General features: G+C 42.5%; 7 protein-coding genes and 1 pseudogene. All 8 read right to left on the bottom strand.

Annotation, left to right across the window (positions count from 1 at the left end; translation table 11 throughout):
- Positions 1-121: 121 nt before the first annotated feature.
- A pseudogene (locus F6Y09_RS05830) lies at positions 122-1,038 on the bottom strand (IS3 family transposase); the annotation flags it as partial.
- Between the two features lie 545 nt (positions 1,039-1,583).
- Positions 1,584-2,840 (bottom strand): site-specific integrase, encoded by a 1,257-nt coding sequence (locus F6Y09_RS05825; protein WP_152205927.1) that lies wholly within the window; start codon positions 2,838-2,840, stop codon positions 1,584-1,586.
- A gap of 216 nt (positions 2,841-3,056) precedes the next feature.
- Positions 3,057-5,129 (bottom strand): ATP-dependent DNA helicase, encoded by a 2,073-nt coding sequence (locus F6Y09_RS05820; protein WP_179959347.1) that lies wholly within the window; start codon positions 5,127-5,129, stop codon positions 3,057-3,059.
- A gap of 62 nt (positions 5,130-5,191) precedes the next feature.
- Positions 5,192-5,629 (bottom strand): VPA1267 family protein, encoded by a 438-nt coding sequence (locus tag F6Y09_RS05815; RefSeq protein ID WP_281347733.1) that lies wholly within the window; start codon positions 5,627-5,629, stop codon positions 5,192-5,194.
- The gene (locus tag F6Y09_RS05810; RefSeq protein ID WP_152205924.1) at positions 5,626-6,708 is read right to left on the bottom strand and encodes a helix-turn-helix transcriptional regulator; all 1,083 of its coding nucleotides are present in this window, start codon (positions 6,706-6,708) and stop codon (positions 5,626-5,628) included. Before F6Y09_RS05810 ends, F6Y09_RS05815 begins: the two co-directional genes overlap by 4 nt.
- On the bottom strand, positions 6,701-8,653 hold the full coding sequence (locus tag F6Y09_RS05805; RefSeq protein ID WP_152205923.1) for a tyrosine-type recombinase/integrase: 1,953 nt from the start codon (positions 8,651-8,653) through the stop codon (positions 6,701-6,703). Before F6Y09_RS05805 ends, F6Y09_RS05810 begins: the two co-directional genes overlap by 8 nt.
- A complete protein-coding gene (locus F6Y09_RS05800; protein ID WP_152205922.1) occupies positions 8,650-10,473 on the bottom strand; it encodes a hypothetical protein in 1,824 nt (607 codons plus the stop codon). The genes F6Y09_RS05805 and F6Y09_RS05800 overlap by 4 nt, the downstream gene beginning before the upstream one ends.
- 9 nt (positions 10,474-10,482) lie before the next feature.
- Positions 10,483-11,076, bottom strand: a complete 594-nt coding sequence (yfbR, locus tag F6Y09_RS05795; RefSeq protein ID WP_152205921.1) for a 5'-deoxynucleotidase — start codon at positions 11,074-11,076, stop codon at positions 10,483-10,485.
- Positions 11,077-11,149 lie beyond the last annotated feature (73 nt).

Raw genomic sequence — 11,149 nt, 5'->3', positions numbered from 1 at the left:
GTCCTCTCGGCTTTGCATGAGTCTTTTCCTTTCAGGTTTCGCCACCTTCAAGAAAAGGCCATGCGGGTCGGGAGGACAATCTATCCTGACAATTTACGGACTTTTAGCACTGTTACTGACAGCTTTCAATGAAACCATTCTGAGTCGGCTTCCCAGGCTGTATCAGCTTCAGCTCAACCCGGTTGTCATAAGCCCACTGGTCCTGGGCTTTGCTGGTGAATTCCGGCCCCTGGTCTGTCCTGACAGCTTGAGGATAGCCTCTGAAGGCGGCTATGGCATTCAGGGTGCGGGCAACCTGATCACCAGAGATACCATTGGCCACAGGGATGTCGAGACACTCCTTAGTGAAGTCATCAACAATGGTCAGGCACTTTATTCGCCGACCGCACGCCAATGAGTCCATGACAAAATCCATGGACCACGTCTGGTTTGGCGCTTCCGGCAACACCAACGGCTGACGCTCCATGGCGATACCTTTGCGGCGCTTACGCTTTGGTACGGCCAGACCAGCGTCCCGATAAAGCCGGTAAACCTTTTTATGATTCACGTCGATTCCTTCCCGTCGCAACAGTTGGTGAACCCGTCGGTAACCAAACCGACGTCGCTCGTGGGCCAGTTCCGTAATGCGCTCGCTGAGCACACTGTCACCGGCCGCAACGGTGGAGCGGTAATGAAACGAAGCGCGGGATAACCCGACGAGAAAACAGGCCCTGCGTTGTGAAATGGGCGTTTGCTCCTGCATCGCCCGCACGGCCTCGCGCTTGTTCTCGACGGTCAGTACTTTCGGTTGAGAGCAGCCTTCAGAGCTTCGTTGTCCAGAAGGGATTCAGCCAGCAGCTTCTTAAGCTTGGCGTTCTCGTCCTCGACCGACTTCAACCGGCGTGCCTCGGAAACCTCCATGCCGCCAAACTTCTTGCGCCAGGTGTAGAAGGTGGCGTCAGAGATGTTGTACTTGCGGCACAGCTCTTTCACCGCCAGGCCTGCTTCGGCTTCCTTCAAAATGCTGATGATCTGCTCGTCTGAAAATCGCTTTTTCATGTTCATCGTCCTCTGCTGTGATGAACATTACTAAGCTGAAAACGGTTAAGCCAGAGGGGAGCAGGTCAGGGTCACCGATTACCAAAAGACGTTCAGACAGAACAATAGTGGTCAATAAGTGCGAGAGGCTTGCAAGCACTGAAGCAAGTCAATGCTCAGACGGCAAGGGATCATGAAGTAACGTCCCAGCAAGGGCGAGATCTCCCAATGAAACTACTGTATCAGTAGGTTCAATCAACACTGCATTTTTATCGGCCATCCGAGTGACCTCTTTTTCATGCAACCAAATACGCATCGCGGAGGATTTGCTCCATGTACCGAGTTGCCAACGAATCAAGCCGTAGAAAAACTTAATTCTAACTAAACACCCGGTAATACCGTCTAGAGCAAGGCACCCTCAACACGGCTTTTGCCGACCGTTCCGTCTCAGTAATGTCTCGACTCCGTCCTGGCGTAGTGCTGAGAGATCGAGGTGATCGGCTCAAAGGGATTGTCGGATGCTTACGTTAAAGCTGCCGAACTGACACATTAAAAATAGTAACGTTCTATCGGTCGAAAAAACGCTCGGTGGCTCTTTCTGAAATATCTGCAAGTTCGCTATAAATCCTTTCTCCAAGGCTATCCTCTTGAACCGCTAGAGCAAGTGTCGCCATCCTAATGTAGTGCTGATACGTCGTTTTGATATCTGAGTGCCCGATTTGACGCCTTAAACCGTCCTCCACAGCAGCATTGTAGTGATTACTGTTGATTTGATCTTTGCTCAAATGATTGATCATGTACCGAGTTGCGTACCAGGATCGTGATGAGTGGAAAGACCATGGAAAATTCCCAAGCTCTTGTTTTGCATGATACGTCATATTAGAGATCATCTTGGGTGTCACAGGATGACCAGTACGATTTATGAAAAAAACAGAATCAAGCGGGATTTCAGGATGCTTTTTCTTAAGCAATTTTCGCCGTTTATAATAATGAGCAAGATATATATCGCAGACGGCTGCCCAGGCTTCTACGTTGATCTTTAGATTTCTTGTTTTGTTTTTTTCCGTGACTGTAAAATTGAAGGTCTTTGCGTCTCCGATCTCGTTCAAAATTTCAGGATATGGTCTAATATGAATATTTTCTCCTGTGCCAATGAACGGTATCTTGCAGATACCTTCTTCTCTCATACCTGTCGCGAGAGCAAGCAAAAAACAGACTGAATATACTGGATCTTTATAAGCGGCCATTAAGCGCTCAATATCCCAGTTTGACATGATCGTCATATCGTTTTTGTTTACATCTTGCTGTCGAGGTAATCCCGCGGATATCGAACTGTGGTCTGCCGTCGTACCGGATATCTGACTACGGACATGAGCAAGCATACTCTCGCTTTTGAAATTAAAGACCCATTCTTTGGTAGCTAAGTGCATAGAAATTGGAAAGCCGTTCAGCTTAAGCCAATTATAAACATCATGAATCAGAAACGCATTGATTGATATAGTTTTGTCCGAGGGTTTCGTCTTACCTGCGCGCTGTCTGTCTCGGACCTGTTGTTGCTGCCACTCCCGAAGATCATCAACAGAAGCATTCAACCAAAAATTTTCAGAATCCGCGTGGTAGCGATCAAGGATAAAGTTTAAGAACGTGCAGATATTCCCTGCATACCTTTCTGACGTCTTAATGCTGGATGTTGCACGGTCTTTCAGAAAAAGATTAAAAGGGGACAACAGAATCATTCTAGTGCCATCAAGCAAATAAATTGCATGATGTTTGTAGTCCGATCCCTTAGATCTGTAAGAGACTTCTTTTTTCTCGATCTTCATATAGCCTCGTCGACTGGTAGAACTACGATCCTCAGCGCAAGGAATATACTCGTGAGTATCTACAAACTAACTCTCGTCCAAAATCAAAGCGGTTCCGTACAGATACAACATGGGTTAGATCAGTCGCAGCCTGTTTTACCTGTGCTGTTGGCGTCACTACCCCAAACCGTTCCAAAGTTTTCAACTTTGGAAGAAGCCAGCGGGTTGCCTTCCAACCTAAGGATCCCGCAATAATTCTGTTAGATAGGTATGACGCTGACTCGACCTGCTCTCTCTTTCGATAGCCTTTTTAAATACTATCTCTGCCCCAACTATGTGCAGCTCTAGCTTTGCACGAGTGACTGCTGTGTAAAGCCAATTCCGGTCAATCAGCCTGGAACTAGACAGAGCAACAACGACACGGTTGAATTCGGATCCCTGAGCTTTGTGCAATGATATTGCGTATGCTGGGCGCAACGATTCCAACATTGCGCGAGTAACCGAATGAAGTTCACCGTCATCAGCAAGCACGGTTCCAAATTCATCCCCTGACTGTGTTACTGACGTCAGAAGACCCAACGTTCCGTTCTGAACATTGGCCTCGTAATCATTAATCGTAAATATAACAGGATCACCTTCGTAGATTTCTAAATGCTGACGATCGCCGTCTAGTTCAAATTCCCAGCGCTTACCATCATTATTGATTGTCGCCTGAGCCAGCGTGTTTATCTGATCGATACCACCAAATTTCGTCTTGTACGTCGCAGCAATAGCACAAGTGTTATGAGGGCTTTTCTCAATTAACTTTACACAGGTCTCATTAATTTGAGAATCAGCTACGGCGTGGAAAAATACTTTGCATTTTGATAACGGCTCAGGAACAACACCATCTCTGACTGATTTGCTATACTCCGGTATCCCAGTATCGACTTCTTGTCGATTAATGATATTGAGCTCTGAGACTTCAATTTTCCTGCTGTTTACAACGTCTCTTAATACATTTCCAGGGCCAATGGGAGGCAGTTGATCTGGATCTCCAACAAGCAGTAAGTGCGTATTTGGATGGGTGTGCGTCACAATTCTATAAGTCGTTTGAATATCCAGCATACTGGCTTCGTCAATAATGACGAGCCTTGGCTTATCTCTACTCTTCGGCGCAGATCTCAGGAATTTTGCAATGGTCATCGCATCGTGGTTTGTCGCTTCTGCCAATCGCATTGCTGCTCGACCAGACAAGGCCATGCAATCCACACTGTAGCCACGTAATTCAAAAATTCGAATAATCAGTCGGAGCACTGTTGTTTTTCCAGTGCCTGCACCTCCCGTAATTGCGGATATTGCATGAACTAAGGGCGAACCAATTGCTTCGATCTGTTCAGCGTTAAGAGTGACGTTTAAGTCAGCTGTAGCGATTTGAAAAAAATCTGGGTCTTTATTGCTCCACCCACCATCTTTCTGATGAAGTTTTAGTAAGCGCTTTGCTACAACGTGCTCCATAACAATCATGCCGGCAGAATGATATCCCTTTTCAGAGACGATAAAGGCGCCTGAGTCATGACTGTTAGCCAGTGCTGGAGCTATAAGATTTTCGTCTTTTAGCAGCTTGATAAGCGCTGTCCGGAGATGCTGATGCGACATCACTGTGTCGCCTCCTGTTGTGCCATCGATCAAGCAATATTCAACAGCAGCAGACAGCCTCACGTCGGAGTCAATTTTAAAACCGAACTTCCTTTGAGCAATATCGTCGACTTTATTCCAAGACAGGCCAAACGTCAGTAGACGATAAGGATCGTTCTTTATCGCATCCTTGATCTCCGGCCCATGCATTCTAAATAGTCGCTGAACAATGTTCTGTGGAACCCCGTTCTTCGCAAAAAAAACTGAATGCTCAAGCGCGGCATACTTCTCAAATCCCGCAAAAAGCGCCTCCATGGCTCGTTCAGACAAGTGATCCTGAAGAAGGAACCGCTCCTTATTCATAATGATTAAAAGCAGATCCTCCCCATACCAGTTCCAAAGCTTTCGAGCTTTGACTTCTCCGATGCCCGCAAACTCTTTTTGGGACGACACGAAACGGATAAACTGTTCCCCGGTATTCGGTAATTCGATCTTCATCTCAGTTGCTTGGAGTCTAATTTCCTCGATCAAAAAACCGTTTTTCTCGACATTGTTAGTCACTGCGCGACCATCGACAATCCAGATCTGGCCGACATCGGGCTCAATTGGCAACAACGTTTTGTTAGCTGAAATTACGAAAATTTGGCGAGTGTTGGACCGAGCGCCATCTCGTTTAACGGAAACACCGACCATTTGGGATTTATAGCGAGTTCGATACCCCGCTGACGTGATCCGAATGCGCTCAGAAACGCAGGTCATCGTGGAAGGGTTCCAAGTTCATATAGCACACTTGAGAATTCTTCATAGCGCGAGAGCTCCTCTTTTAACTGCCTAACCTGGGCCTTCAGCTCAAGATTTTCTTTTTCGAGGTGCGATAGATGTTCGTGCTCGACAACCTTTTCAGATCCTCTCTGGCGAAACTTTTTCGTCTCACTTAAGCCTTTCCTAGTGACCGAAGGCAATACTCCTCTGGCGCGTAATTCATTTTCAACCTCATCAATTTTCTGCTTTAAACGCTTATTTTGACGGAGTGCAGGACGATCGCAATCAATCGCTTTCATGATTTCTGTCCGTTTCAGCTTAGAACCGCTGCTGATTGCTGCGAAGCCTTCGTCAGACATAGAGTGACTCCACGTCTCGAATGCCTCTAACCGTTCTTGTGCGATTTGTTGCCCGCTCTTTTTCTGAGTCATTTTCGCAACCTGCCAGGATCAAATTGAACTACAGCTGCGTACCCGTCGCTTAAGAGCGGAGGCATCATGCTTTCATGAATTTTTGAAATAAAGTCGTCGCTAAAAGGGACTTTGATACCGCGGCAAAAAAGCTTCGTTTTGGCTAGGCTGGAGACCGAGTGAGCGACAATAACAGGGAATTCGCTTAGGTTATTTACAAACCTTTTCAACAGGTCTTCGCGAAAGGAATTGGATTCAACGATTATAACTTTTCCATAGATTGGCAAAACGGGAATGGCCGAGTAATCGCAGCTGAAAACAGGTAGAAAGAGAATGACAAAGTTCGGCCTCTGCTCGACGATAATCTCCTCTGCAATCTCGAAATTGCGCTTCTCAGCTTTCCAGAATAGTTGAGTGATTTCTTTGAGCGAGGGCTTTTCGGCCTTTGAAATCGCAGAATAGTCAGCAATGAGATGATTGACGACTTCGCAACCACCGGCCGTCGTTTTGTCTTGGAGTCTAGAGAGCTGGTCTCGAAGCTCAGTATTTTCCGACACATATTTTTTTGCCAGATTGGCTTGCTGAGCAGCTTGGTCCTGAATCCGCCTCATCGTTGATGCAGATTTAACTACATCGAACGCTTCAGAGTCTTGACGCATTAGCGTTGAAAAAATTTCGTCTTCTTTCTTTTTCAGCTCAATTTCACGCGCCTCGATGAGCAACTTATTCTCGTGTTCAAGATGGTGAACCTTCTGTATTAACAGATCTTCATTAGAAGATTCAGAAAATATAGGCACTTCTGGCTTTAGATAATCATAGAGATGTTTAAAATTACGACCGAAAGTTTGCCTGGTAATACCGAGCCGTTTCGACAAATCCTCTATAGAAATGCGTTCTGAGGGTTTCTCGGCTCTAATAGCCTCGATCGCGGCAAGAACATCATCGTCAGTTACCCTCTTACCATGGCCCTTGAGTTCAGGGTAATTTTTGTAAACCCATGCTCTTGAGACATGTAGCTTATCAGCAAGGCCCGATACCGTTAAATTACCGGCTTCGTGTAGTTCTGTTATTGCTCGATCTATCGCTGTTTTATCAGCCATTCAGAGCCCCTTCCCGGGCAATAACTTTAGCTTCTGCCTTTAATTCAAGTTTTCTCAAGAGGCCTTTGTTACTTTGAATTTTGTTCTCGTAATAATCGATAACCCGATCATCACCGCTGTCAGGTAGATGTCGAAGTTTCGTCTCAAAAAAATTGATCTGCCGCTTAACATTATCTCTAGACTCTGTGGTATGTAACACGTGGGGACAATTAATGTAGTCGCAGAATTCAGGGTTCGGCTTTTCTTCGTCTGTACCTGCAATGCAAGGCGGCTTTTTCTTGGCCAGGTCACTGGTACTTACACAAAACGCACCAATGGGAATGCGACTTATAAAGAGCGGAACACCAGCCTCAAGAGCCGTATGTACGAAAACTTCAATCTCAGACGGCAGCATCTGTCCAGGATAATGCTGAACTGATCGTTTTTTAAGGCTCTCGGCTAAATCCCCAACGGCTTCACCAGATGCAATTTTGCTTATTGCCTCTGATAGATCCTCTGTATAATTTTCTTCTAACAACTCCATCACGCTTCCCGACAGAAGTTCGTTACGCATAATATACCGGAGCGCCATACCGTATGATTTGTGACCAAAAAGTTGCCTGATCAGATCAATGTTTTCCTCGCCTTTGGAGATCAGGAGCCATGCTATTGTTTTTCTTAACTGATGCGTATGACCGGGGTCGCCGGAACTCTCCAGGATAAATGACTTTATATCCTTACCAATAGTATCTAATTTTATCTTATCGTAACCCTTTTTAGTAATAATATCAGTCACTAAGAGATAATCGCTATTGAGCTCATAGCGCTGTCGTTCGAACATACTCATTAGAATAAAAACGGCGTCCGCTACAATTTTTGGAACTGGTATTTCATCTTTTTTACCCTCTTTAGAGGGAGAAGTTGTTGTTTTAAAACGGATAATCTTTAAATAGTACGCCCCATCTCTAAGGAATATTGGATTAACTTTTATATTAGCGATCTCCCTTCTTCTCATGCCTGTTAGAAGACCAATAATAAAAATGCATGCTCTTTTTAGCTGAATAAATTCCGGGCGAATACCTGAAATATCAACGGTAGTTCGATCCTGCCATCCTGATTTATACCCATGTGAACGCACAGGTTTAGTCACTTCCTTAAGTGCGAAAATTGGATTTCCTGTTCCAATAAACTTCGGAATGTCTAATTTAACAAGATCTAAGAATAGCTCTTTAGATTTTCCATCTTTTCTTACTTCCGTTAACTGACCTTTAGTACCTTTTGGCCTACGTTGTATAAGATCATAAGCGTATATTATGGTCTGGGAATACTCATAAATATAATAAAATGCGGAATTATAGGTTTGCTTTATCTGGTGAGGAGATAACGGACTCCAACTTCCAATAAATTCGTCGATCAGCCAGCTTTGCTTTTCTTTCACCTTATCTGAAACCAATTCATCAAATTGGAAATTGGGCGAACACCAATTAGGAAGAGACTTGGTTTCTGATGCGAACATCCAAAGACGAAGAATTGAGGGAAGTCTCAGAACTATCCATCTTGCTCGTCCATTGAACTCCGAAATATCTATGCATCTATCTATAAAAACTCCGAGCTGAACGGAATCAATTTTTGAAATTAAAATTCTATCTACTAAAAATGACTCATAAAAAAAATCTTCCGCAAATATTTTTAGCGTAGTATAGTAAGAAATTGATGTGGACCAACTTTTTCCGGAGGTCAAAAAACTATCCGGAAAACTATAATATACAAGTGACTTTATGAAAAGATTTAAATCTTCAAACTTTTGCAAACTTGTATTATTTATATTTAATATTGTTGAAAAATCAAAGCGCACACTTTCACTTTTCGATATTGGAAACCGCCAAATATTTTGATGGAAGAATACTCCGGGCGCTATTTCCAAATTATTAAGGTCGTCGACACCCATAAGGTTTTCAACAATCACAGCATATCTCCAATAGTCGGAGGTAACATGAAACCTTCTAGAAAGGTTCTATCTTTTGCTTCTTCAACATCGTCCTGGTAGGGCCAAGATTCGACAACATTCTTTGAAGAACTATACTCGTCAATAAACACTGAAAAATGATCTTCCCTTAGTTCTCTTTTAAGCTTCTCTAAATATAAATATCTATCGACGACGAATGGCAAATTATCTGAAAATACTCTAGATCGTGAACACAAAAGGCATTTACTGAAATAGTTACACTTCTTGCCGATTTCGACTCTACTTTCCTGACCGGGCCAGTTAGGTCTATATGGATCCGAGCAAACTGCAATTGGATTTTTGTTTGATTGATCCGCAAAAACTGTAAATATTTTATCTTTAATAGTTTTTCCTTCTCTCAGCGGTATCAGCTCACCAGCGAAGCTGCCATCTCGTAGAGAGTCATCAATTTTATTCAACGCTTCATAAAGTCGATCTTTGCGATCTTGCTCAAAATGTGAACCATTTTCATAAAACTCTTCCGTCACGGTCGATGACGAGTGCCCAAAAAGCGTTACTAATAGGGCATGTGGGGTATTTTTGTCTTTTCCCCGATAATAGAAGTGAGTTGGTCTCAATGCTCTGTCGTCGAATCTGAAACCCAAATTTTCATCATAATATTTATTTGTGACGGTATTATTGTATTTAGTTTTGACATCAGGGTGGATTACTTTAAGTGGTCCATCTTGCGAGATACTTGAAAGATTATTTACACAAATAAATAAAGGCTCGTACCCCAAATCTTTCACTAAGGACCTATATTTTTTTGTTTGACGCAAAGCCGTCGTTCTTTTTAACCATAAATTAAGCAAGCTGTAGGCGCTATTTGGCTTATACTTGTGAGAGGGAGCTAACATTGACTTCGCCTCTCTGTAAACATTGTTTCTTTGAGTTCCTTTGTGTTTAACAGATTTAATAAAAACATAGTCGGTATTCGGATCTAATTCTTGAAATATAAAGTCATTAGGATTTATTCTAGAGACGATGTCTGGAGACCACCCCGTCTCCAGACAAATTGCCTGTCGAATAACTAGACATTCTATTGGGCTGGGTACAATAATGTTAAGTAGATCTTGAAACATTAGATCCGGATAATCCAATATAAATCTTTTAGCTTCTTTTATTTTTTGGACTGTAAATCTTTTTCTTATTATCTTTATTTCATTATCCATGTCCTGATAGTCAACTTTACGCTGGTTTACGCCATACTTTCCTCCAATAAGAAAATCTCTTTTGGAACAATCAATGGGGAAATCCGGGAAGTAAGAAAGTACAGCTGAAAGCACGTCAGTTAATTTTTCTTGGTAGGTGAAAAAGGGTTTTTTTCCACGGCCAAATGTCAACCCAGAATTATCAAGCTTTGAGTCGTTCGTCTTTGCCTTTTCAATTAGTTTTAGACGGTTCCTTATTGACTCAATTTCATTATCGATAAATAGGCACAACTTTTTATACTGTTCTTTTGATAATGGATCAAAATGATCAATATCTGGTTTTCTAGGACAAGGCCAATTTATTGGAGACGATTTAAATTTTATGTTTAATTCCGTTAGCTTTCTGCAAAAACGACGGATTGTTGTGCTCGTTATATACACAGTTGTTTCAGAATGATCGATTGATAAGAACTGTACAAACTCAGAGAACTCCCACAAACCAAAATTTTTAGAATTAAAATCTTCGGGATTTTTTGTGCTGATAAAATTAAGGAATTGCTTAACAGCTGTTTTTTCAGTTGCACTGACTAGCATTTCATAGAATGAAGACTCTAATTCTTCGTAGTTCATATATTTATCTTAAGATGCAAGTTCATCGATTGAAGCTAGACAGTTTTTAGCAAAAACTTTTAAAAAGTCATCAACTTCCGGATAATCCCTCTTTAGAGAGAACAGTTTTTTTTCAATGTTTTTTCTAACGTAATCAAATTCGACATTACCAAATTTTTGCTCATCCAATGACTTCAAATAAGCGGAAATTGTGTCCGCAGCTTTTAACACCGGACGATAGGCTGGATCAACGTCATTCTGTATCACTATATTTGAGTAATATTTTTTTAAATCTTGTGGCAGCGTGTCGACACATTCTTGCTCGGCCAAATGCTCTAAACTTTTATATTGTTTAGTGAAATCTTTATTATGATACTTAACAACATGGTTGAGATCTTGTAGTTTACTTTCTGAGATTTCATGAAATATAGCTAGCGTAGCAGCCTTCTCAGGATTCAAATCTCCACCGTATCGTTCGTTTTTAATAACGCAAAGCAAATGGGCAATTACTGCGACTTGGTGACTGTGCTCTGCCACATTTTCAGGTTTAATGCAGTGCATTAAACCCCATCTCTTAATAAGGGGCATTCTGAAAATCCAAGCTACAAATGCACTTTGCTTCATCTTGAAAACCTTAATTTACGTGACTATACCTTACACGCTGTTGTGTTTTCGCAATAAAGTCAACTTTTACATG

The sequence above is a fragment of the Marinobacter changyiensis genome, assembly GCF_009193265.1.
Classification (GTDB): domain Bacteria; phylum Pseudomonadota; class Gammaproteobacteria; order Pseudomonadales; family Oleiphilaceae; genus Marinobacter; species Marinobacter changyiensis.
This window is presented reverse-complemented; position numbering and strand designations above follow the sequence as displayed.

Bases quoted from the DNA above. Each gene is read 5' to 3' on its own strand.
- F6Y09_RS05825 (WP_152205927.1), bottom strand. From the start codon at position 2,840: ATGAAGATCGAGAAAAAAGAAGTCTCTTACAGATCTAAGGGATCGGAC.
- F6Y09_RS05820 (WP_179959347.1), bottom strand. From the start codon at position 5,129: ATGGTCGGTGTTTCCGTTAAACGAGATGGCGCTCGGTCCAACACTCGC.
- F6Y09_RS05815 (WP_281347733.1), bottom strand. From the start codon at position 5,629: ATGACTCAGAAAAAGAGCGGGCAACAAATCGCACAAGAACGGTTAGAG.
- F6Y09_RS05810 (WP_152205924.1), bottom strand. From the start codon at position 6,708: ATGGCTGATAAAACAGCGATAGATCGAGCAATAACAGAACTACACGAA.
- F6Y09_RS05800 (WP_152205922.1), bottom strand. From the start codon at position 10,473: ATGAACTACGAAGAATTAGAGTCTTCATTCTATGAAATGCTAGTCAGT.
- yfbR (WP_152205921.1), bottom strand. From the start codon at position 11,076: ATGAAGCAAAGTGCATTTGTAGCTTGGATTTTCAGAATGCCCCTTATT.